The sequence below is a fragment of the Butyrivibrio sp. XPD2002 genome (assembly GCF_000423945.1).
In the GTDB taxonomy this organism is placed as follows: domain Bacteria; phylum Bacillota; class Clostridia; order Lachnospirales; family Lachnospiraceae; genus Butyrivibrio.
This window is the reverse complement of the sequence record NZ_AUIY01000011.1, coordinates 180312-203176: the sequence shown is the minus strand read 5'-3', so window position 1 is coordinate 203176 and position 22865 is coordinate 180312. Positions and strand designations below refer to the sequence as shown.

20 protein-coding genes, 2 pseudogenes and 1 riboswitch are annotated in these 22865 nt (G+C 42.6%); of the genes and pseudogenes, 16 read left to right on the top strand and 6 right to left on the bottom strand.

The features are described 5' to 3' along the window. Positions 1–293, top strand: a pseudogene (locus G587_RS25820) (RNA-guided endonuclease InsQ/TnpB family protein); the annotation flags it as partial. Here G587_RS25820 and G587_RS25050 read toward each other — a convergent pair. From G587_RS25050 to G587_RS0107105, 6 genes and pseudogenes are all read right to left on the bottom strand, one after another. Next, positions 273–1004 (bottom strand): annotated as a pseudogene (locus G587_RS25050) (type II toxin-antitoxin system HipA family toxin). The pseudogenes G587_RS25820 and G587_RS25050 overlap by 21 nt on opposite strands. 1 nt (position 1005) lies before the next feature. Next, positions 1006–1293, bottom strand: coding sequence for a HipA N-terminal domain-containing protein (locus tag G587_RS26170; protein ID WP_026491678.1), 288 nt, complete (start codon positions 1291–1293; stop codon positions 1006–1008). Continuing rightward, positions 1280–1555 (bottom strand): helix-turn-helix domain-containing protein, encoded by a 276-nt coding sequence (locus G587_RS0107120; RefSeq protein WP_022763376.1) that lies wholly within the window; start codon positions 1553–1555, stop codon positions 1280–1282. Before G587_RS0107120 ends, G587_RS26170 begins: the two co-directional genes overlap by 14 nt. Positions 1556–1694: 139 nt before the next feature. Further along, positions 1695–3008 (bottom strand): leucine-rich repeat protein, encoded by a 1314-nt coding sequence (locus tag G587_RS0107115; protein WP_026491677.1) that lies wholly within the window; start codon positions 3006–3008, stop codon positions 1695–1697. A 338-nt stretch (positions 3009–3346) separates the two neighbouring features. Beyond that, complete coding sequence (locus tag G587_RS0107110; RefSeq protein WP_026491676.1) at positions 3347–4522, bottom strand: M56 family metallopeptidase; 1176 nt, start codon at positions 4520–4522, stop codon at positions 3347–3349. A 28-nt stretch (positions 4523–4550) separates the two neighbouring features. After that, the gene (locus tag G587_RS0107105) at positions 4551–4952 is read right to left on the bottom strand and encodes a BlaI/MecI/CopY family transcriptional regulator (RefSeq protein WP_026491675.1); all 402 of its coding nucleotides are present in this window, start codon (positions 4950–4952) and stop codon (positions 4551–4553) included. Between the two features lie 216 nt (positions 4953–5168). Then, positions 5169–5262: riboswitch (SAM riboswitch) on the top strand. Between the two features lie 172 nt (positions 5263–5434). Here G587_RS0107105 and metK point away from each other — a divergent pair. The 15 genes from metK (at position 5435) to G587_RS0107030 (ending at position 22864) form a co-directional block, all read left to right on the top strand. Next, positions 5435–6631 carry a methionine adenosyltransferase gene (gene metK / locus G587_RS0107100; RefSeq protein ID WP_035786016.1) on the top strand — a complete coding sequence of 399 codons (1197 nt, stop codon included), beginning with the start codon at positions 5435–5437 and terminating at the stop codon, positions 6629–6631. Between the two features lie 134 nt (positions 6632–6765). Then, on the top strand, positions 6766–8655 hold the full coding sequence (gene asnB / locus G587_RS0107095) for an asparagine synthase (glutamine-hydrolyzing) (protein WP_026491673.1): 1890 nt from the start codon (positions 6766–6768) through the stop codon (positions 8653–8655). A gap of 56 nt (positions 8656–8711) precedes the next feature. Continuing rightward, positions 8712–9755, top strand: coding sequence for a glycosyl transferase (locus G587_RS0107090; protein WP_026491672.1), 1044 nt, complete (start codon positions 8712–8714; stop codon positions 9753–9755). Between the two features lie 73 nt (positions 9756–9828). Then, positions 9829–10596, top strand: coding sequence for a DUF5672 family protein (locus G587_RS21740; protein WP_242830048.1), 768 nt, complete (start codon positions 9829–9831; stop codon positions 10594–10596). Further along, entirely contained in the window at positions 10593–11648 is a 1056-nt protein-coding gene (locus G587_RS24255) for a glycosyltransferase family 2 protein (RefSeq protein WP_026491671.1), read from the top strand. Before G587_RS21740 ends, G587_RS24255 begins: the two co-directional genes overlap by 4 nt. Further along, positions 11638–12588, top strand: coding sequence for a glycosyl transferase GT17 family protein (locus tag G587_RS0107075; RefSeq protein ID WP_026491670.1), 951 nt, complete (start codon positions 11638–11640; stop codon positions 12586–12588). The genes G587_RS24255 and G587_RS0107075 overlap by 11 nt, the downstream gene beginning before the upstream one ends. 62 nt (positions 12589–12650) lie before the next feature. Further along, positions 12651–13847, top strand: coding sequence for a pyridoxal phosphate-dependent aminotransferase (locus tag G587_RS0107070; protein WP_026491669.1), 1197 nt, complete (start codon positions 12651–12653; stop codon positions 13845–13847). 91 nt (positions 13848–13938) lie between these two features. Then, entirely contained in the window at positions 13939–14538 is a 600-nt protein-coding gene (locus G587_RS21730; RefSeq protein ID WP_051200851.1) for a DUF6465 family protein, read from the top strand. A gap of 148 nt (positions 14539–14686) precedes the next feature. Beyond that, a complete protein-coding gene (gene hrcA / locus G587_RS0107060; RefSeq protein ID WP_026491668.1) occupies positions 14687–15718 on the top strand; it encodes a heat-inducible transcriptional repressor HrcA in 1032 nt (343 codons plus the stop codon). Between the two features lie 21 nt (positions 15719–15739). After that, entirely contained in the window at positions 15740–16408 is a 669-nt protein-coding gene (grpE, locus tag G587_RS0107055; RefSeq protein ID WP_026491667.1) for a nucleotide exchange factor GrpE, read from the top strand. A gap of 44 nt (positions 16409–16452) precedes the next feature. After that, complete coding sequence (gene dnaK, locus G587_RS0107050) at positions 16453–18333, top strand: molecular chaperone DnaK (protein ID WP_026491666.1); 1881 nt, start codon at positions 16453–16455, stop codon at positions 18331–18333. 183 nt (positions 18334–18516) lie between these two features. Next, positions 18517–19692 (top strand): molecular chaperone DnaJ, encoded by a 1176-nt coding sequence (gene dnaJ, locus G587_RS0107045; RefSeq protein WP_026491665.1) that lies wholly within the window; start codon positions 18517–18519, stop codon positions 19690–19692. 63 nt (positions 19693–19755) lie between these two features. Beyond that, a complete protein-coding gene (locus tag G587_RS0107040; RefSeq protein WP_026491664.1) occupies positions 19756–20811 on the top strand; it encodes a 50S ribosomal protein L11 methyltransferase in 1056 nt (351 codons plus the stop codon). Positions 20812–20865: 54 nt separating this feature from the next. Continuing rightward, positions 20866–21615, top strand: a complete 750-nt coding sequence (locus tag G587_RS0107035; protein WP_026491663.1) for a 16S rRNA (uracil(1498)-N(3))-methyltransferase — start codon at positions 20866–20868, stop codon at positions 21613–21615. A gap of 40 nt (positions 21616–21655) precedes the next feature. Further along, a complete protein-coding gene (locus tag G587_RS0107030) occupies positions 21656–22864 on the top strand; it encodes a cysteine desulfurase family protein (protein WP_026491662.1) in 1209 nt (402 codons plus the stop codon). The last annotated feature ends 1 nt before the right edge of the window (position 22865 follow it).

Genomic DNA, 22865 nt, shown 5'->3' with positions numbered 1-22865 from the left:
TTGCACTTACGGAAGAGAGCTATACATCCAAAGCGGATTTTCTTGCGATGGATGAGATTCCTGTGTATAAAAAGGGAAGTAAGGCTGACTATGTTTTTTCCGGAAAAAGGATAAAACGTGGACTTTACAGGCACTACGATGGGACAATAACAAATGCAGATATAAATGGAGCTGCCAATATCTTAAGAAAAGTATTCCCAAAGGTAACCCAATGGGATAGGGGCATAGTGGACATGCCCTGTTCTTTGGGATGCGTTAAGCATCCCAAAGGTTCATGCCGCTTTGCGGCATAACAGAAACCTCTTCCGACGCAGAGTCGGTGGAGGTAGTTCATTGCCTGTTTGCAGATTATCAAAATATTTTTCTAATGCGTTTACTTTGTTTCTTATATCAGTCAGATGCTGGTTACACATTTTTTCAGATAATCCTGCACCAATTCCGAGTGTGATTAAGTCGTTGTCGGATATGTTTTTTCCTTTACCATTCACAGAAGTTGTATGTTCGCCCCAGTAGGTATCGCTATAAGTGAGATCGTATGCCGGGGCCAGTTTCCAACCATTCATATCTGTATAAAGAAATGAAAAATTCTTAGTATGATCATCTCTGTTATGAGCCAGGACGTTGAAACACATTATTTTATACAACTGTTCTATGTCATAAGAGGCATCTTTTGTAAGTACTCTTACTAATTTGAAAAAAGCCTCATAATCACATGAGGGAGAGCGAAAATCTGCTTCTAAAAGTGCTGCGAAGGTTATGGTAAAAATTTTTTCTCCTCTTTTTCTGTCAAATCGTTAAGTTTTAAAGTAACCGTCACAGACAGAAGATGGAATAAGTTCTGCTTCAGTCATGGAAATACCGCAGCTTTTAGCGCATAGAGAATAGTCATATTCGCGTTTTCCACTAACCTCGGGATCGGTTTTGGATGGGAATTTTACAATCCATTCCCGGTTATCTTCGGAAAGAAGTATTTTGGGACGTGTTCCACCACTTGATCCACCCATTTTATAGAGTATATCCAAGTGTCTCAAGATGTCGGTCTAATAACAGCTCACCCCAGCTATCCGGCAGGCTGTCAGCAAAAACGCCGAACAAACCACTAAAACGATCCATAGCCCTTTCGTTAGGTACAAAGACATCATTCCGTAGAGGTAATGAAAAGGGGCTAATGGCAAAGCCATTTCTTTGCCACTCGCTACTATATTGAAAGGCGATTCTCTTGTCGGGAGTTTCTGCAAGTGTTCCCACATGCTTCCCGTGATAATATGCGTCAAGTGTCTTATTTGTTCGCATTTATAACTTCCTCAATACTGTTGTAAACGGGTTCGGTAAATAGTTCATTGAGTTCATTAACAACGCCAAGTTCCATGGTTAGTTTTATAAATGATTCCAAAGATATTTGCCCGGTTTTTTCAAATTTTCGGAGCGTAGCATAGCTAACATTACTACGTCCTGCTAATTCTTTTTGGGTTATCTTTTTTCTTTTTCTGATATCTCTAATTTTTGTTGCCAATCTTTTTGCAACGTCGGAAGGGGTGTCCCATAAATAATCCATCGTTTAATTCTCCTATTGCTATAATAATAGCATTTTGGCTCATATTATTCAATGAAATGCTATCATAATAGCAAAAAAGAGCTGCCAATTGTCAACCAATTGGCAGCTCCGAGTATATAAATTTCAAATAACGAGTTTATTAGTTTGGATATGTTTTTTCTTTGAATTTAGGTTTTGACAATCCTGCTTTTTTTATGAGCTGTTTGATCTTTGAAAACTGTTTAGAGCTCATGTTACGGACAGTAACTTTTGCTTTCTGAGGTGTGTTTCCAAATGCTTTCTTGCCTATCTTGCTTAGCTTACCTGCTTCTATAGAAATTTCTTTTAAGGATGCGCAGCCATAGAAAGCTTTTGTCTTTATTTTGGTGAGTTCCTTGGTTCGTGCAAATGTAACGTCTTTAATCTGTGTGCAGCCTTCAAATGCACTCTTTCCGATATATCTGATATTACAATCAGCAAACATTACATATGTAATAGTCTGATTATCTTTAAATGCATTATCGGCAATACCTACGATGTCGTAACGTTCATAACCAATATCATCGACGGCAGATCCGGGATCCACCTGCTTAAGATTACTTGGCGTAGCTAAAGGACTAAAGCCTGTTATTTCAACTTCGCCGCGATGTTTCTTAGTTGCGGGTTTGATAACTCTATAAGTGAATTCATCAGATGTAAAGGTTGATCCCTTAGGAAGCTTTATCATGACGTCAGATTCATTAGGAATCTTTGTTTTCTTGCTTTCTTTTTTGGGTTCATACATTTTGAAATAAATTTTCTGGGCACCGGCTTTTTTGAAAAGCTTTCTGATTTTTGAAGCATGCTTGGTGCTCATATTATAGGTAGTTATCCTGATTATAGGATTTGTATTACTTAATGCGTCTGCTCCGACACTTTTTAATGTGTCATTATCAAAGTGAAGCTCACTTAAATGCCCACAGTTATAAAAAGCACGCTCATTGATTGTGGTAAGAGCATCTTCTGCATTAAAGCCATGAAGATTAGAGCAGCCCTCAAATGCACTTTTTCCAACATATTTGATGGGGGCATGTCCAAATGAGAAATTATATATTGCCTTATTATCCTTAAAAGCATTATCCCCGATACCAATAACCTTAAAATCCAAATCTTCAGTATCTACGCAGATGCTGATGTTATTTTTGTCAAATTCGTTGCGGTTATGGGCTGCCCAATCAAATTTTTGATTAATGCCTGCGATTTCGACTTCAATATCCTGGCTTTTCTTTGTTGCAGTTTTTACAACTTTGTAGATTAAAGGTTCGCTATCTTCTTCATCATCATAAAAAACGTCGCCGACCTTAAGCTGTTTATAGGAAATATCATCTCCGGATGGATATAACCTTTCGGCAGAAGCTGTAATGGAATGCATATTAAATGCGGCTGCAATAGAAAATGCAGCAAATAGTGTGAAACAAAACCCCTTTTTTTTCATATCTTTTCTTCTCCTATTATTTTGTAGAACCAAAATGATTCATACACATATAATAGATACTAGGTTGTATAATGTCAATACAGATATCATATTTTGATATCTGTATTCTTGCATTTTTTACACTCAGTCATCAATCCAATGTGGGTCTATCCACCTATGTTTTTGGTTGTCCCATCTTCTGTGTTGCTTTTTCCGTGATAATTTCTGGTTTTAATAACTATGTCTTTGGCTCTTTTTATCGAATCCATAGCTATTATATTAGGGCAAAGTGAATTTAATATTACAGGTTGGCTTTGACTTAGAACAACAAGTAATAATGCAAAAAGCAAAATATTTTTTTAATTTTTTTTATATATGACCTTTCCATTATATTTATTAAAAAATGCGATATCTTCAGCCGTAGCAGATAATTGCGTGCCGTTCTTTAGATACATAGTGGCAGAACCATCTTCTGAAACAATGATGTAATCGGATTGCATATCTATTTCATAGCAATCAGGTCCTTCGATGATGTCTTCTATTGGTGGAGCATACTTGGGCTGAAGAATAAATGTGTAAGAACAAAGTACAACGACAAACAGCATGATTGGAATCATGATGTTTGCTTTTTTTTGCAGTGCATCAGAATGGGTTTCTATTATTTTGAACCTTTCTTTTATATATATGGATTCGTTTGATACAAAGTTTAAAGCGGGTTCATATGATGAGGTGCTATTGGGTGTTGGAGTTTTACACGTTAATACTGTCAGCATGGTGGATAGATAATCTTTCCTTTCACTAGAAGACATGCCTGAAATAACCTCATTGTCACAACGGAGTTCTATAGATTGGATAAAATCTTTTTTTAATAATAGCATGCAAGGATTCCAAAAAATGAAGCAGGAAGCAATATTTAGTAGAAGCTTTTTTAGTGAATCATGTTTTTTTATATGAGTATATTCATGTTTCAAAATGTAATAAAGTTCACGATCTGAGTACAAACTTTTGTAATTAGCAGGTAAAATTATTGCAGGATTCAGCAATCCAATACTGAGAGGACTACTTATATCTGATGAAGTTAGTAGTTTTACAGAAGATATACGTCTATCTTCGTGAAGGATTTTATCTAATAGTATAGTGGCTTGTTTATCAACAACTCCATGTGTACGCTTCATAGCTTTTGATGCGCTATTATAATAAACAAGAAGGCGAATAATAAGCAGGAAAAATATTGTTAGGTATAGACAGCTTACAATTTGCCAACCAAAAATCTTTATATTTCTATATAATATGGGCATGAAGAAAAGAAGGTCAGTAATTGGCATTAATAACTGACATTTTACCGGAACAGAGAAAGGTAGTTCCAATGGAATCAGTGCTCGAAGAATACACAAGCAATAGATAAAAACCAAACCCTTTAGACTTAATACCCCAAATTTGAAAAACTTTTTTCTAAGAAAATAAATTATAAGAATGCAAAAACTACTCGCCATAATACCCATAAAATAATCGGCGAACACATCCATTATTGACATAACTCTTTTATACCCTCCCTGAACGACACTATTTCTCTGACTTTAATTCATCAATAATATTCTGAAGGTCGTCGATTAATTCTTTGCGTTCCTTCTTGTCCTTTGGAAGCTCATTCCCCATGAAGGCAAGCGCTATGCTGCTTAAGGACTTTATCCCCATTCCATCCTCTTTCATACGCTTAGCCAGGTATTCTTCTTTGGACATGGCATATGTGAACTTCCGGGCGTACTGTGTGTTGTACTGCTCAAAACCGTTTACAATTATGAATTCCTTCTTAATAAGACTATTAATAGTTCTGAAAACAGTGAGCTTGTTCCATTTTTCGGGATCAAGCATTTCAAGCATATCTGTGCTTGTCATAGCTTCAGTACTTTTCCATAGTAGTTCCATGATTTCTTTTTCGCGTGGATTCAAATCTTTGCTTTTCACAATTACCTCCAATCTTGAATTTACTGTTCATTACTTTAGTGAAATTAAAATCGAAAATGATTTATTAAATGCAAATGTATTATCATTTTATAATATCAGAATTGTTATTGCTATATTATGCGATGATTTATTAATTTTTCTTAAAACATCTTGCAAGATTTAAATTTATATAGTAGTGTATCTAAAAAGATATGACAATTCCATATTGTTACATTTCTCTTATTCAGAGTGGTGGAGATACATAGGATCTGTGAAGCCACGGCAACCCCGGACATCCGGAAGGTGCCAACCTGAGCGTAGTGAGTAAGTGATCGAATACCGCATTGCTTTTTATTTTGGCGGTAGGATCTGCGAGCAATAAGAGGATTTGATTATCTGATATCAGGTCCGCTTGGCGTCGCTAAGCGGATTTATTTTTGCTTATTAAGCAAAAAGTTCATTGTTTTTGTTTGAGCGCAAAGAGCGCAGAAAGGAAATTTATAATGGCAGAAAAGTTTATTTTCACTTCCGAGTCAGTTACTGAGGGACATCCCGATAAAATTTGTGATAACATCTCTGATGCTATCCTTGATGCCTGCCTTGCACAGGATCCCATGAGCCGTGTTGCTTGTGAGACTACAGCTTGCACAGGTTTTGCACTTATCACAGGTGAGATCACAACTAAGGCAGTTGTTGATTATGCCAAGATTGCAAGAGACACTATCGTAGAGATCGGCTATGACAGCTCAGAGAAGGGCTTTGATGGTAACACATGTGCAGTTATGGTAGCTCTTGATCAGCAGTCAGCTGACATCGCTATGGGTGTTGATAAGGCTATCGAGGCCAGAGAGAACAAGATGACTGATGAGGAGATCGAGGCAATCGGTGCCGGCGATCAGGGTATGATGTTCGGTTATGCTACAAACGAGACAGAGGAGCTTATGCCTTACGCTATCTCACTTGCTCACAAGCTTACAAAGAAACTTACAGAGGTTCGTAAGAACGGAACTCTTCCTTATCTTAGAGCAGATGGTAAGAGCCAGGTTTCTGTTGAGTATGATGAGAACGGCAAGCCCATCAGACTTGAGGCTATTGTTGTTTCAACTCAGCATGATGAGAAGGTTACTCAGGAGCAGATCCACGCTGATATCAGAAAGCACGTTATCGATGCAGTAGTTGACGCTTCTATGGTTGATGACAATACAAAGATTTATATCAATCCTACAGGCCGTTTCGTAATCGGAGGACCTCAGGGTGATGCAGGTCTTACAGGACGTAAGATCATTGTTGATACTTACGGCGGAGCTGCTCGTCACGGCGGCGGTGCTTTCTCAGGTAAGGATTGCACAAAGGTTGACCGTTCAGGTGCTTACGCAGCTCGTTACGTTGCAAAGAACATCGTAGCAGCAGGTCTTGCTGATAAGTGTGAGGTTCAGCTCTCATACGCTATCGGTGTTGCTCAGCCTACATCTGTTCTTGTAGATACATTCGGAACAGGTAAGGTTTCAAACGAGAAGCTTGTTGCAGCAGTTCGTGAGTTATTCGACCTTCGTCCTGCTGGAATCATCAAGATGCTCGACCTTCGTCGTCCTATCTACAAGCAGACAGCTGCTTACGGACACTTCGGACGTAACGATCTTAACCTTCCTTGGGAGAAGACAGATAAGGCTGAGGAGCTTAAGAAAATCGTAAAGGCTTGATAAGTCTTATATAAAAATGTGATTATTGAAGGGCGCTGTACTAATATATAGGTACGGCGCTCTTTTTCTTATTACATATAATGTGGTACTATGTTTATATTTAGAACATAAACTTGAAAACAGGGAAAATACATATGTGTGGAATAGCAGGACTAATCAAATTCCGTGGTGATGCGAAGGCGAACATTCAGAGGATGAATGACCGCATGGTGCACAGAGGCCCGGATGATAATGGTGTATATATCAGTGATAATAAGGAAGTAGCGCTTGGACACAGGCGCCTTTCTATTGTGGACCTTTCAAAAAATGGCGCACAGCCCATGACGAGCCACTCCGGAAGAATGGTGATGGTTTATAACGGAGAGATTTACAATAATAAGGATGTAAAGCAGAAGCTGATAGCGGATGGTTTTGCTACTGATTCTGATTTCAGGGGAAGCTCTGATACAGAGGTCCTTCTTGAGGCAATAGAGTATTACGGAGCAAAAGAAGCTCTCTCCATGTGCAAGGGAATGTTTGGAATAGCTGTCTATGATACTAAGGAAGGAACAGTTACTCTTGCAAGGGACAGAGTAGGTGAAAAGCCGCTTTATTACGGAAATGTGGCAGGAGCTCTGGGGTTTGCTTCAGATCTTGGATGCATTCGTGTTGTAGACGGATTTGATAATGAGATAAATACCGATGTGCTGGATATATATTTTACGGAAGGATATATTCCTGCACCCTACACTATATATAAAGGTATAAATAAGCTCGAGGCAGGTACTCTTTTAACAATAGATATTAATACTCTGAAAACCACAGAGACGGTCTACTGGTCAATGAAGGAGACTGCAAAGAGAGGGCAGGACAATCCCTTTAAGGGCACAAGGCAGGAAGCTTCCATGGAGCTTGAGAGACTTCTTAAGGAGTCCATTAAGGGACAGATGGTTGCAGATGTTCCGGTTGGAGCTTTTCTCTCTGCGGGTATTGATTCAAGTACTATCGTTGCTCTGATGCAGGACTTACAGCCCGGTAAGGTCAGGACCTTCACCATCGGAATGGAGGATAAGGCCTACAACGAGGCGGTTTATGCAGCTGAGATTGCAAAGCATCTTGGAACAGAGCACACAGAGCTGTATATCACTGAGAAGGATGCAAAGGCTGTAATTCCGAAGCTGGCAAAAATGTTTGCTGAGCCTTTTGCTGACTCATCACAGATTCCTACCTATCTTGTAAGTAAGATGACCAGGGATCATGTGACGGTATCTCTTAGCGGAGACGGCGGAGATGAGCTGTTCTGCGGATACACATCCTACGAATCTATAAGCAGAATCTGGGGTAAGATGCATGGAATTCCTTATCCTATAAGGAAGGCTGCAAGTGCTATGGTGCTTGGCTCACCCCTTTCCAAGAAAGAGATTTACAGGATAAAGGGTACACTCCTTGGAGCTGAGGGACCGGTTGATCTCCACAGAATGGAGCATGAGACGGACCCCCTTACCAAGATGATCGCGCTTAAAAAGGGAAATCTACCCTATAAATATACTGAGCTTCAGAATGGTTTCTTAAATGAAGTGAATCACGAGACCATGCTTATGGATATGCTTGTTTACCATCCCGATGATATTCTGGTGAAGGTGGACAGGACTGCCATGGCTGTTTCGCTTGAGACCCGCGTGCCCATGCTTGATAGGGATGTTCTGGAATTCGCATGGACACTTCCTGTTGAATATCTTCGTGAAGGCAATGTTGGTAAACAGGTTCTTAGAGACGTGCTTTATCGCTACGTTCCAAGGGAGATGATGGAGCGTCCCAAGAAGGGTTTTTCAATTCCGATTGAGAAGTGGCTCCTTGAGAGCGACCTTCGCGACTGGGCAGAGGGACTTCTTAATAAGGAAAAGATTGCGCAGCAGGGTATTCTTGATCCTGATGTTGTTGAGAAAATTTGGACAGACTTCACCGAGCGCGGAATTTACCGTATTCAGATATGGTATATACTGATGTTCCAGCAGTGGTATGAAGAAGAGTTTATAAAGAAGTAAAGCCTTCTCCTTGGGGGGCTGACGGATGAGGGGATATCTGTAAGAAGGATATAAATATGATAGGAACAGAATTTATAAAAGGATACGGCCTGGGAAACCAGCTGTTTTTCTATATAGTTACAAGATGTCTTGCTGAGGAAAAGGGCGTGCCCTTCGGATTCGTTAATCCGGGACAGGTGGGTAATGTCTTCCACTCAAATAAGGGAATGTACTTTATGGATATCGACCTTGGGGAGGAAATTCCAAGGGAGGATATGGATAAGTTCACGATTTTTAAGGAGCAGGATGACAGACTTTACATGGGTAACTCCGTTCACGATATGACAAATGGATGCTACATATCAGGTGCGGACCCGAGGCTCTTTGATGTGGAGGATAATACACTGATCTACGGGAATCTCCAGGATCAGTCCTATTTTGAGAAGTACAGACATAAGATTAAGGACTGGCTCCATGTAAAAGAAGAGGCTGAGTCCTATGAGTATACATCGGACGATCTTTGCATAATCAATATGCGCGGCGGAGAATACACAAGCTGCCCGGAGCTTTTCCTGGACAGAAAGTACTGGCTTAACGCAATTGAGAATATGAAAAAGGTGAACCCTGATATGAGGTTCATGATAGTTACAGAGGATGAGGAGGCAGCGAAAAAGGTACTTCCTGAGTATGAGTGTCATCATTTTGATATGGGCAAGGATTACGTCACCATTAAAAATGCAAGATACCTTATTTTGTCCAATTCTTCCTTTGCTATGATGCCTGTTATGTCCAGCACGGAGCTTAAGTATGCGATTGCGCCTAAGTACTGGGCAAGACATAATATTTCAGATGGTTTCTGGTCCTCTGAGCAGAACATCTACAGCTTCCTTACCTATCAGGATAAGAAGGGAAGGTTATTTACTGCTGATGAGTGCAGGGCTGAGCTTGAAGAGTATAAGAAGAGATCTGCTCTTTATGCTAAGAGGAATGTGAGACCGGGAGAGGTTACTGTCTTTTTCCAGAATATAAAGAGAAGACTTCTGTACGGAAGTTTTTTCTTCTGGAAGATTGTGAGATCTCTTGGAAGAAGAACAGGTCTTATTAAGACCTTTGGGAAATAATGTAATTAAAAGATAGAATGATTTAAGCCTTTTTATAAATGAGGTGGCGCTTTGCGCCAGATGAGGTTTTATTGTGAGTGAAGGGAAAAAGCTGCGACTTCCAAATGTTACTATCGCAGCGATGACAAGCGTTGATGTATATGAGACGGTGCAGGCCATGAAGTACAGCATGCGGGACATAGAGTTCGGCGATGCTGTTCTTATTACGGACAAAAAGCCGTTTTACCTTCCAAAGGACATCAGATTCAGCTTTACAACAAAGCTTGATAACATAGATAAATTCAACTACAAAATGGTCTACGAGCTGGGAAGGCACATCAAGACCGATTTTGTGCTGATAGTTCATGCGGATGGTTTTGTCATTCATCCGGAAAACTGGTCGGATGAGTTTTTGAAGTATGACTATATAGGTTCGCCCTGGCCTCTTCCTAAGAATGATTATGCCTACCGTGACAAAAACGGTGAGATATGTCGTGTGGGTAACAGCGTATCTATAAGATCCAAGAGGCTTCTTTCCTATCCCGTGGAGCATAATCTGCCCTGGGAGAAGGTTTACGACGGTTTTTATAATGAAGATATTTTCCTTTGCTGCTACTGCAAAAATGAGATGGAGGAGCACGGTCTTAAGTGGGCTCCCCTGGATGTGGCAGTGAAGTTTGGAAGGGAGCATCCGCTTCCTGAAAATAAGGGCATAGAGCCATTTATCTTCCATAAATGGTGGGGAGAAAACGAGAACTATCCAAGATTCTACAGCCCCAAGAAGAGATTTAAACGTGCTGTCAGACCGCTGCTTTTCTGGCGAAGATCCGAGAAATGGAAGAGGGAGCACAAGGTTACATGAAGTTTTCAGTAATAATTCCTGTTCATAATGCTGAAAAGTACATAAGAGAAGCGGTAGGCTCAGTGGCTTCGCAAAGGCTTCCTGGCGATACTGAGATGGAGGTTATCCTTGTGGAGAATGGCTCCGGGGATAGCAGCGCTTCTATATGCGATAAATATGCATCTGGTAGCGGCAATGTGAAAAGCGTTCACATGGGGAAGGCATCTGCTTATGAAGCGAGACAGGAGGGCGTAAGGATTTCCTCCGGTGACTGGATTGTTTTCATGGATGCTGATGATAAGGTGGTGCCTGAGCTTATTAGTGAAATTCAGGCTGCAATAGATAAGTATTCATCCAAAGATGATGATATTGATGTTATCCTTTACAATGCAGCCGAGCTTCATACGCCTGACAGAAGGATGTTTAATTTTCCTTTTTCAGAGGATATGATCTACGGGCCTGATAATAGGCAGGATTTCCACAGGCTGATGTGCAGTGGGGATTCCCTTAATGCCATGTGGAATAAGTGTATAAAAAGGAAGCTTGCCCTTGAGACCTGCCTATCTGATGGAAGGCGCTTAAATCACGGAGAGGATCTTTTGCAGACTGCAGCCATAATTGATAAGGCAAAGGGTATTGCATATCTTGACCGCATACTGTATCTTTACAGGATAAATGAGGAAGGACTTACAGGAAGCTACCACGAGGAGTTTCTTGATAATCAGGCAAGGGCCTGGGAAGCCTTTGATGAGTTTGCCCATAAATGGTGCGGCGATAAGTATGATGAGATCATAACGCAGAGAAAGGCTCTTACCTGTACCATTGGAATGAAGAAGCTTATTTATTCAAATCTTCCTGCCAAAGATATAAAAGGAAAGATCAATAAAATGATGGCGACGGATTTTTATAAGAAATACGCGCTGCTAGAGCTGCCTGACTGGGCGCCCGAGGAGGATGTTTTCGTACACGGGCTTCAGGTGGAGCAGGGTGCAGACATGAGGCTTTTCCGCTCAGGCCTTAAGCATAAGTTAAAGTCCTATATTAAAGCGAGGATCAGAAAAAATGGTATATGATTGTATTCCGTTTTTTAATGAGGTTGATATATTAAAGCTAAGGCTGAATATACTTGGCCCATATGTTGATAAATTCATAATCGAGGAAGCAACCATGACCTTTTCGGGAGAGGAAAAGGAGCTCTGCTTTGAGAAAAACAAGGAGCTCTACAAGGATTACCTCGACCGCATAGAATACGTGGTTGTAACGGACACACCCAAGGAAGCGCTGACTCACGAGAGAGACTATTTCCAGAAAAACTATCTGGAGGAGGGCTTAAAGAGAGTCGGAGCGACAGAGGATGACATAATCCTTTTTGGAGATGTGGATGAGATTCCCAATCCTAAGGTTTTGGAAGATATTATAAAGAACTTCGATAAGAGCAGGGTTTATCACCTGGCACAGAGAAACTTCTATGGCTTTTTTAATATGGAGGAAAAGTCGGGAAAGCTTTTGTCGATAACAGGAGATTTTCCTGAGATTGCGGTGCCGGACAGAAAGTGGCTGGGCACAAAGATAACTTCTATAGATAATATTCCGGGAGAAGGAATAGTCAGATTAAGAGATCTTGTACCACCTACTGATGAGAGATCAGTGAGAGTTGCGGATGGCGGCTGGCATTTTGGCTACATGGGAGGATATCACGAGACGAATCCCGCCAAGAGAATTGGCGTTAAGGTCAAGGCTGCGGCTCATCAGGAGTACAACGACAGAGAAATACTTGCAGAGACCATGGACAGACTGGTGCTTGGTCAGGATATATTTGGAAGAGATGCAAAATTCGAAAGAGTTCAGATAGATGACACATACCCTGCGTACTTAAGGGAGCATATTGGGGAATATGACTTCCTGGTTATGCCTGAGATTACAGCTTTTTCAAGGCTATATCACAGGTTTGATATCACAGTGGGGAGATTTTGCAGAAAAGCTTATCATAAGCTGAGGAGGATGCTGAAGTAAGGTAGCAGAGGCAGAGCATAGCTGCCATCAGGCTACGAGGAGTTAACCGGAGGAGTGGTATTATGAGCACAAATTTATCCAAAAGGATGTCGAGCCTCAGGGTTTCGCCGACCACCGCGCTTTTTGCCAAGGTGGAGGAGATGAAGCGTAAGGGCGAGGACATCGTTTCACTTAATGTGGGAGAACCTGATTTCCCAACACCCGAGCATATCAAGGAGGCCGGGATAAAGGCTATCAGGGATGATTTTACGAAGTATACGACTGGAAATGGAATTGCGCCTTTAAGAGAGGCGATTATAGAGAAGCTCCGCAGGGACAACGGCGTCACCTACGGAATGGATGAGGTTGCTGTCATGGTTGGTGCGAAGCAGGCGTTGTTTGCTGCGCTTTGTGCTGTTGCCGGTGAGGGTGATGAGGTAATTATCCCGACACCGTGCTACGTCAGCTATCCCGATATGGTCAGCCTTGCAGGCGGTACTCCTGTAATGGTAGGCAGAAACGATGATTTTTCACTTGATCTTAAGGCTATTGAGGATGCTTGTAACGAGCACACCAAGGCCGTCATTATATGTACTCCCGACAATCCCACCGGTAAGGTTTATGGTGAGGAGGAGCTCAGGGGGCTTGCGGAGATCGCAGTCCGCAAAGATATCTTTGTTATTTCCGATGAAATCTATGAAAAAATAATATTTGAAGGAAGTCGTCACTTCAGTATTTCTTCTATAGAAGGGATGAAGGACAGAACAATCGTGGTTAACGGTTTTTCAAAGACCTATTCCATGACTGGCTGGCGACTTGGATACGTATGCGGAAGACGCGATGTGATAGCCAATTCCATCAAGGTTCAGAGTCAGACTACCACAACTCCGCCGAGTATATCCCAGTATGCGGCTGTTGAGGCTTTAAACGGACCTCAGGACTGTGTGGCATACATGACAGCAGAGTTTGAAAAAAGAAGGAATTACGTTCAGGAGAGACTTTCAAAGATACCTGGCGTTGTGAGTCACGAGATCCAGGGCGCTTTTTATGCGTTCTTTGATATAAGAAATTTTCTCGGTAAAGAATACGAGGGCTATGGAGTTATCGAAAAGGATACGGAGCTTTGTGAGTATCTTTTGGAAAAACACCACGTTGCAGCGATGCCCGGAAGTGCTTATTTTGCGCCTGGTTTCTTGAGAATTTCCTTTGCATCATCCATGGAAGTGCTTAAAATGGCGTTTGACAGAATCGAAATTGGTCTAAATGCGCATAAATGTTGACTTTTTTTCGAATTTGTACTAAACTCAAAAACGTAATGATAAATTTGCAAAAACGCAAAGCATGCGTTCCTTACGTGAAAGAGAGGGAGATATGGCTGACGACAAGTTGAGAGAAGCAGCTTTAAAGCCGATTGCGACTATCAAGAAACCGGTAATTGCTGCAGAAAAGAAAGAAGAAGCAAAGACTGTAGATGCAGCTGAGGCTAAGAAGGAAGAGGCTAAGGCAGCAAAGAAACCTGCAGCTAAGAAGACAGCAGCAAAGAAGACTACTGTTAAGAAGGCAACACCTGCCAAGGCTGCTGAGAAGAAGGAAGACAAGCCTGCAGCTAAGAAACCTGCAGCTAAAAAGGCACCTGTTAAGAAGGCTACAGCTACTAAGGCTGCTGCAAAGAAGACTGAGACCAAGAAGGCTGAGGCTGAGCCCGCAGCAAAGAAACCTGCAGCTAAAAAGGCACCTGCTAAGAAGGCTACAACTACAAAGGCTGCTGCAACAAAGACAAATATCGTTCTTCAGTTCGCAGACAAGAGTGTTACTTATGACACCTTCGTTGAGAATGCTAAGAACGTTTGGCAGTATGACATGGGTAGAAAAGTTTCTGAGATCAAGACTCTTGAGCTTTATGTTAAGCCTGAGGACGGAAAAGTATATTTTGTTGTTAACGGCGAAGTTCACGCTGAATTCAACTTATAATTGTGTGGGCATATTATCCCCGAGGATTATTCCTCGGGGTTTTTTCTTTGTATTGACATTAGGAATTTATAGTGGTAATTTATTCTCAGAAGATGTTAGCACTCAACCTTAATGAGTGCTAACACAAAACAAAAAAGGAGGTAATCTGATGCAACTGGATGACAGAAAAAAGAAAATACTGCATGCAATTGTTCGCAATTACCTCGAGACAGGCGAGCCTGTCGGCAGCAGAACTATTTCAAAATATACGGATTTGAATCTCAGTTCTGCCACTATCAGAAATGAGATGGCAGATCTTGAGGAGATGGGACTTATATTACAGCCCCACACTTCCGCGGGACGAATTCCTTCAGACCAGGGATATCGAGTTTATGTAGACGAGATGCTGGCTGAGAAGGAACAGGAAGTTGAGAATATGAAGGAGATGCTTCTTGATAAGGAAGAGAAGCTTGATAAGCTCCTTAAGCAGGTTGCCAAGACCCTGGCGGTCGATACCAACTACGCTTCAATGATCTCAGCACCCGTGATCCGCAGGAACAAGCTTAAATTTGTTCAGCTTTCAAGAGTGGATGAGGAACATCTCCTTACCACTATTGTTATAGAAGGTAATGTGATCAAGAATCGCATGATAGAGGTGGAGCAGGAGCTTTCCGAAGCAGATATGCTTAAGCTCAACATCCTGCTCAATACCAGACTTGCAGGTCTTTCGGTTGAGGATATCAACCTGGGACTTATAACCGCCATGAAGCAGGAGGCGGGAATACACAGCGAGATAATCGACAGGATACTGGATACAGCCGGTGAAGCAATTACAGAGGATGAGGATCTTCAGATTTACACCAGCGGCGCCAATAACATCTTCAGATATCCCGAGCTTGCTGATAAGGAGAGAGCAAGTGATCTTATTACTACCTTTGAGGATAAGAGCGATCTTACAAGTATCGTAGAGAATGCTCTTCAGTCTTCATCAGAGGAGACAGGAATTCAGGTTTACATCGGTAATGAGTCACCGGTTCAGTCCATGAAGGACTGCAGCGTCGTGACTGCAACCTATGACCTGGGTGAAGGAATGCGAGGAACGGTAGGTATTATCGGACCCAAGCGAATGGATTATGACAAAGTTGTCGGGGCGCTTAAGAATATGATGAGAGCGCTGGATGATTTATATAAAAAAGAGTAGAACCAGTAAGGAGTATTTAAATTGAGTAAGGAAGTAAAGAAGGACGTTAATAAAGAGTCCGGAAAGAAGACAGCAAAGGAGCTTCAGCAGGAAGTAGCTGAGAAGGCAAAACAGGTTGCAGATGCTGCAAACAAGGTTGCCGAGGCCGCTGAGGAAGAGGCTGCCGCTGCTGAGAGCGCAGAAGCAGGTGCTGAAGGCGCTGAGAACGGCGAAGGCGAGAAGAAAGGTCTTTTCGGTAAAAAAGAAAAGAAGAATCCCTTCAAAGAGAAGTTTGAGGAGATGCAGGACAAATATCTGCGTCAGGTTGCGGAGTTTGAGAACTTCCGTAAGAGAACCGATAAAGAAAAATCTCAGATGTTCGATCAGGGAGCATCAAATGTACTTGAAAAGATTCTTCCTGTTGTTGATAACTTCGAAAGAGGACTTGCTGCAGTCCCTGAAGAAGAGAAGAATTCCGCTTTTGCAGATGGAATGAACATGATATACAAGCAGCTCATGAAGCAGATGGAGGATCTTGGTGTTACTCCCATCGAAGCTGTAGGAAAGGAATTTGATCCTAATTTCCACAACGCTGTAATGCAGGTTGAGAGCGAAGAGGTCGAGGAAGGCTTCGTAGCACAGGAGCTTCAGAAGGGTTACATGTACCACGACACAGTGCTGAGACACAGCATGGTTGCCGTAGCCAAATAATATAGTATTTCAATCATTTAGATTTATATATGGAGGAATAAAAAATGAGTAAGATCATAGGTATCGATTTAGGAACAACTAACAGCTGTGTAGCTGTTATGGAAGGTGGACAGCCCACCGTTATCGCTAACGCAGAGGGTGCAAGAACAACACCTTCTATCGTAGCTTTCACAAAGAATGGCGAGCGTCTTGTAGGTGAGCCCGCTAAGCGTCAGGCAGTAACAAATGCTGAGAACACAATCTCTTCAATCAAGAGAGATATGGGTACAGATAACGGCCGTACAATTGATGGCAAGAAGTATTCACCTCAGCAGATCTCAGCTATGATTCTTCAGAAGCTGAAGGCAGACGCAGAACAGTATCTCGGCGAAAAAGTAACAGAGGCAGTAATCACAGTACCCGCATACTTCAATGATGCTCAGCGTCAGGCTACTAAGGATGCTGGTAAGATTGCAGGTCTTGATGTAAAGCGTATCATCAACGAGCCCACAGCAGCAGCTCTTGCATACGGTCTTGATAACGAAAAAGAGCAGAAGATCATGGTTTATGACCTTGGTGGTGGTACTTTTGATGTATCTATCATTGATATAGGTGATGGCGTTATCGAAGTTCTTTCAACAAACGGTGACACACACCTTGGTGGTGATGACTTCGACCAGAAGATCATCGACTGGATGGTATCTGAGTTCAAGGCTAAGGAAGGCGTAGACCTTTCAGGCGATAAGATGGCTATGCAGAGACTTAAGGAAGCAGCTGAGAAGGCTAAGAAGGAGCTCTCTTCTTCAACAACAACCAACATCAACCTTCCTTTCATCACAGCTACAGCTGAGGGACCCAAGCACTTTGATATGGACCTCACAAGAGCTAAGTTCGAAGAGCTTATCCACGATCTCGTAGAGAGAAGTGCTATTCCTGTACAGAACGCTATGAAGGATGCAGGTCTTAACTATTCAGACCTCGGCAAGGTTCTCCTTGTTGGTGGTTCAACTCGTGTTCCCTGCGTAGTTGAGAAGGTTAAGCAGCTTACAGGTCAGGAGCCTTCCAAGAACCTCAACCCTGATGAGTGCGTAGCAGTTGGTGCTGGTATCCAGGGTGGTAAGCTTGCAGGCGATGCAGGTGCAGGTGATATCCTTCTTCTTGACGTAACACCTCTTTCTCTTTCAATCGAGACAATGGGTGGTGTTGCTACAAGACTTATCGAGCGTAACACAACTATTCCTACAAAGAAGAGCCAGGTATTCTCAACAGCAGCTGATAACCAGACAGCAGTTGATATCAACGTTCTTCAGGGTGAGAGACAGTTTGCTAAGGACAACAAGTCACTTGGTCAGTTCCGTCTTGATGGAATCCCGCCGGCAATGAGAGGCGTTCCGCAGATCGAGGTTACATTCGATATCGATGCAAACGGTATTGTTAATGTATCAGCTAAGGATCTTGGAACAGGTAAAGAGCAGCACATCACAATCACAGCTGGTTCTAACATGTCTGATGAGGAAATCGATAAGGCTGTAAAGGAAGCTGCTGAGTACGAAGCTCAGGATAAGAAGCGTAAGGAAGGCATCGATACTAGAAACGAAGCTGATTCCTTCGTATTCCAGACAGAGAAGGCTATCCAGGAAGTTGGAGATAAGATCGATGCTTCTCAGAAGCAGACTGTAGAGGATGACCTCAAGGCTCTCAAGGATACTCTTGAGCAGACTAAGGATCGTGAGCTTACAGACAGCGAGATCGACACAATCAAGAGCCAGAAGGAAAAGCTTATGACAGATGCTCAGGCTCTGTTTGCAAAGGTTTACGAGCAGGCTCAGGGCGCAGCAGGTGCTCAGGGTGCAGGTCCTGACATGTCCGGTATGGGCGGCGCAGCTCAGAGCTCAAATGCAGGTAATTCTGACGATGTAGTTGATGGAGATTACAGAGAAGTGTAATCACTTAGCGAGTTTTTTCGAGCTTAGTGTACTACACTGTTCTGGCGAGCGAAGCGAGAGCAGAACTTCCTTGTGAAGTATAAGCTTCCATCTTTATAAAAGTTTAATATTTAAAATATTGCTAAAGCCCAATACATAATGTAGGATGTATTGGGCATTTAGTAGTAGATATAGGAGATATTAATGGCAGATCAGAAGCGCGATTATTACGAGGTCCTTGGTGTCAGCAAGGGCGCAAGTGATGATGAGATAAAAAAAGCATACCGTGTACTTGCTAAGAAGTATCATCCGGATATGAATCCCGGTGATGCTGCTGCAGCTGATAAGTTTAAGGAAGCCTCTGAGGCTTATGCGGTATTAAGTGATCCGGAAAAGAGACGTCAGTACGATCAGTTTGGACATGCTGCATTCGAAGGCGGTGCCGGCGGATTTGGCGGATTTGATTTCGGCGGTGCTGACTTTGGCGATATATTTGGTGACATATTCGGAGATTTCTTCGGTGGTGGCAGAAGAAGCCAGGGTGCAAGAAGCGGCCCTGCAAAGGGAGCTAATATTCGTGCCAGCGTAAGAATCACCTTCGAAGAAGCTGTTTTTGGTTGTGAGAAGGAGCTTGAGCTCAAGCTTAAGGATCCCTGCCCGACCTGTAAGGGAACCGGTGCAAAGCCCGGTACAACAGCTCAGATGTGTCCTAAGTGCGGTGGTAAGGGACAGGTTGTATTTACACAGCAGTCCTTCTTTGGAACCGTAAGAAACGTTCAGACATGTCCTGATTGTAATGGTAGCGGTAAGGTTATCAAGGATAAGTGCTCTGACTGTGGCGGAACAGGTTACGTAGCAAGCACTAAGAGAATCCAGGTATCTATTCCTGCAGGTATTGATAACGGACAGAGCGTGCGTATCCGTGAAAAGGGTGAGCCCGGAAGAAACGGTGGCCCCAGAGGAGATCTTCTTGTTGAGGTTATCGTTGCAGATCATCCTATTTTCCAGAGACAGGATTACGACATCTTCTCAACTGTTCCGATGTCATATGCAATTGCTGCACTTGGTGGAACTGTTGCCATTGATACAGTAGACGGTAAGGTGCTCTACGATGTTAAGGCCGGTACACAGACTGACACAAGAGTAAGACTTCGCGGCAAGGGTGTTCCTACACTTAGAAATAAGGACATTCGCGGAGACCACTATGTAACACTTGTTGTTCAGGTTCCTGATAAATTGTCCAAGGAGGCCAAGGAGCTTCTTAAACAGTTTGATGAAAAGACAGGAGACAGCCTGCACGCTGCTGATGCTATTTCCGGCAACAAGGACGGAAATGACGATGGCAAGAAAAAGGGCGGATTTTTCGGAAAGAAAAAATAATATATGAATATGGAGCGGGGAGAAAAATTTCTCCCCGCTGTTCGTATGTAAAGGAGTCTTATTATGAAATGGATGCGTTTTCGAATTAGAACCAATGAGGAATCTGAGGATATTATTGTAAGCAGCATGATGGATATAGGTCTTGAGGGTGCACAGATTGAGGACAATGCGCCTCTTACAGCTGCCGATAAGGAGCAGATGTTTACTGATGACCTTCAGGATGCAGATGATGAAGAGACAGGAGTAGACAGCTGTGCAATTAGTGCTCCCGGAGAGGATGGAGTAGCATATCTGAACTTTTTCGTTGAGGTTGATGACAATAATGTCCTCACGGTTCATGAGTATGATGAGAACGGCGAAGAAATAGAAGTAAAGAAGACTCCTGATGAGATGAAGACTGCTATCAGGGAAGTACTTGATGAGCTCAGTACTTTTTCAAATATAGGGGACGGTACAATATCCGTAGATGTAACAGAGGATATTGACTGGATAAATAACTGGAAGCAGTACTTCCACAAGTTCTTTGTGGATGATGTTCTGGTGATCCCTTCCTGGGAGACTCCTGACGAAGAGGATAAAAAGAAGGCGAATATCACCCTTCATATTGATCCGGGTACAGCTTTCGGAACAGGTATGCATGAGACAACCCAGCTTTGCATACGCGCACTTAGGAAATATATGACTCCCGGAGCCAGAGTACTTGACGTAGGAACCGGAAGTGGGGTATTGTCTATACTTGCGATGAAGTTTGGCGCTGGACATACTGTGGGTACTGATCTTGATCCCTGTGCAGAGCCTGCAGTCGCTGATAATAAGAAGGCAAATGATGTTGCTGTAGAGGATTTTGATCTGATAATCGGTAATATCATTGATGATGATAAGGTTAAAGAGCAGGTTGGAACAGGCTATGACATCGTAGTAGCGAATATCCTTCCCTATGTTCTTGTACCACTCACACCTATTGTTCCGGGACTCCTTAAGGATGGGGGAATTTATATCACTTCAGGAATTATTGAAGCTAAAGAGGAAGTGATCCGCAAGGCACATGAGGATGCCGGACTTAAGGTTATAGAAATCTGCAAGCAGGGCGAGTGGGTATCAGTTATTTCAAGAAAGTAATTTAAACTAAGTCTTCTCAATAGGAGAATGTGCCCAAGGGGCAGATGAGGTTTTATGTATCATTTTTTTGCTGAGAGTAGTCAGCTTATTGATGATGGAAAAAGAATAATAATTACAGACTCTGATTATAACCACATGGTTAATGTCCTTAGAATGAAGCCCGGAGAGGAGTTTTCTGTCAGTTTCAGAGAAGAGGAAGACAAGGAATACCGCTTTGGAATTGAGTCTGTTACGGATACAGAGCTTGTCGGTGAGCTTCGTTTTGTGAAGGAGTCAGGCGTGGAGCTTCCTGCAAAGATATATCTTTTTCAGGGACTCCCCAAGGCTGACAAGATGGAGCTTATTATTCAGAAGGCAGTTGAGCTTGGAGTTTATCAGGTTATACCGGTTTCCATGAAAAGATCGGTGGTTAAGCTTGATGAAAAAAGGGCTGCGAATAAGATAAAGCGCTGGCAGGCTATAGCTGAGGCAGCAGCAAAGCAGAGTAAAAGAGCATTCGTTCCTGAAATAGGGACGCCCATGAGCTTCAAGGAAGCAATAAATTTCTGCTTGGATATGGAGGTTAAGCTTCTTCCCTATGAGCAGGCTGAGGGCATGACCAAAACCAGAGAGCTGATTGAAGCTGTAAGGCCCGGACAGAGCATAGCGGTGTTCATCGGACCTGAGGGTGGCTTTGCTGATGAAGAGGTGAGCTTTGCTATGGAAGCAGGTTTTAATTCTATAACCATGGGCAAAAGAATTCTTAGAACAGAGACAGCCGGCTTTACCATGCTGGCATGGCTCATGTATCATTTGGAAGCATAAACATTACTACTGCCTATCGGCAGTAACGGAATGAGGAAATATGGAAATATACTTAGATAACTCTGCGACAACCAGGATATATGATGATGTATCAGAGCTTTGCATGAAGACAATGATGGAGGATTATGGTAATGCCTCCAGTATGCATCACAAGGGAGTTGTTGCTGAGAATTACCTGAAAAAAGCATCAGAGCAGATTGCAAAAACATTGAAGGCTAAGCCGAAGGAGATACTTTTTACATCAGGCGGAACAGAGTCTGATAACATTGCGGTTATTGGCGGCGCCATGGCTCATCACAGAGAGGGTAAGCATCTTATCACTACCTGCATTGAGCATCCGGCTATACTTAATTCCATGAAGTATCTTGAGGATCAGGGCTTTGAGGTGACATATCTTAAGGTATCCGAGGAAGGGCTTATAGATCTTGAAGAGCTTAAGAGTGCCATAAGAGAAGATACTATTCTCGTTTCAATCATGGCTGTTAATAATGAGATTGGTGCAGTTCAGCCTCTTGAGGAAGCAGGGAAGATCATCCACGCTGCTAATCCCAGGATCATTTTTCATGTTGATGCAGTTCAGGGCTACGGAAAAGAGCAGCTTATTCCCAAGCAGATGGGAATAGATATGCTGTCTGTGAGCGGACATAAGATCCATGCCCCCAAGGGAATCGGATTTTTATATATAAAGGACGGAGTAAGAATCGTGCCCATCACCTATGGCGGTGGACAGCAGGGAGGCCTTAGATCAGGCACCCTGAATATTCCTGGAATTGCAGGGCTCGGAAGAGCTGCTGAAGAGATATACAGCACTCTTGATGAAAACCGTAAGATGCTCTATAGTCTGAAGTTCAGACTGATAAAGGGACTTACAACTGAGCTTCCTGATATCAGAATAAACGGAATAGATACCTCCGATAGAAAGATAAGCGATCTTACAGATGAGGAACTTACAGAGGTTATCAGTAAGACAGCACCGCATATCGTAAGCGTGTCGGTTAAGGGCGTAAGAGCAGAGGTTCTGCTTCATGCGCTGGAGGATAAGGAGATATATGTATCAGCGGGAAGTGCCTGCTCCTCAAACCATCCGTCGGTGTCAACGACACTTAAGGCGATAAGTATTCCCAAGGAATTATATGACAGTACGGTGAGAATCAGTATGTCTGAGTTCACTACTGCAGAAGAGATAGATGAGACAGTAAAAGTGTTTAAGGAAATTGTTCCTATGCTTAGACAATTTTCAAGAAGATAAG

Excerpts from the sequence above, each read along its gene's own strand:
- G587_RS26170 (WP_026491678.1), bottom strand. The coding sequence starts at position 1,293 with ATGCGAACAAATAAGACACTTGACGCATATTATCACGGGAAGCATGTG.
- G587_RS0107120 (WP_022763376.1), bottom strand. The coding sequence starts at position 1,555 with ATGGATTATTTATGGGACACCCCTTCCGACGTTGCAAAAAGATTGGCA.
- G587_RS0107115 (WP_026491677.1), bottom strand. The coding sequence starts at position 3,008 with ATGAAAAAAAAGGGGTTTTGTTTCACACTATTTGCTGCATTTTCTATT.
- G587_RS0107110 (WP_026491676.1), bottom strand. The coding sequence starts at position 4,522 with ATGTCAATAATGGATGTGTTCGCCGATTATTTTATGGGTATTATGGCG.
- metK (WP_035786016.1), top strand. The coding sequence starts at position 5,435 with ATGGCAGAAAAGTTTATTTTCACTTCCGAGTCAGTTACTGAGGGACAT.
- asnB (WP_026491673.1), top strand. The coding sequence starts at position 6,766 with ATGTGTGGAATAGCAGGACTAATCAAATTCCGTGGTGATGCGAAGGCG.
- G587_RS0107090 (WP_026491672.1), top strand. The coding sequence starts at position 8,712 with ATGATAGGAACAGAATTTATAAAAGGATACGGCCTGGGAAACCAGCTG.
- G587_RS24255 (WP_026491671.1), top strand. The coding sequence starts at position 10,593 with ATGAAGTTTTCAGTAATAATTCCTGTTCATAATGCTGAAAAGTACATA.
- G587_RS0107075 (WP_026491670.1), top strand. The coding sequence starts at position 11,638 with ATGGTATATGATTGTATTCCGTTTTTTAATGAGGTTGATATATTAAAG.
- G587_RS0107070 (WP_026491669.1), top strand. The coding sequence starts at position 12,651 with ATGAGCACAAATTTATCCAAAAGGATGTCGAGCCTCAGGGTTTCGCCG.
- G587_RS21730 (WP_051200851.1), top strand. The coding sequence starts at position 13,939 with ATGGCTGACGACAAGTTGAGAGAAGCAGCTTTAAAGCCGATTGCGACT.
- hrcA (WP_026491668.1), top strand. The coding sequence starts at position 14,687 with ATGCAACTGGATGACAGAAAAAAGAAAATACTGCATGCAATTGTTCGC.
- dnaK (WP_026491666.1), top strand. The coding sequence starts at position 16,453 with ATGAGTAAGATCATAGGTATCGATTTAGGAACAACTAACAGCTGTGTA.
- dnaJ (WP_026491665.1), top strand. The coding sequence starts at position 18,517 with ATGGCAGATCAGAAGCGCGATTATTACGAGGTCCTTGGTGTCAGCAAG.
- G587_RS0107040 (WP_026491664.1), top strand. The coding sequence starts at position 19,756 with ATGAAATGGATGCGTTTTCGAATTAGAACCAATGAGGAATCTGAGGAT.
- G587_RS0107035 (WP_026491663.1), top strand. The coding sequence starts at position 20,866 with ATGTATCATTTTTTTGCTGAGAGTAGTCAGCTTATTGATGATGGAAAA.
- G587_RS0107030 (WP_026491662.1), top strand. The coding sequence starts at position 21,656 with ATGGAAATATACTTAGATAACTCTGCGACAACCAGGATATATGATGAT.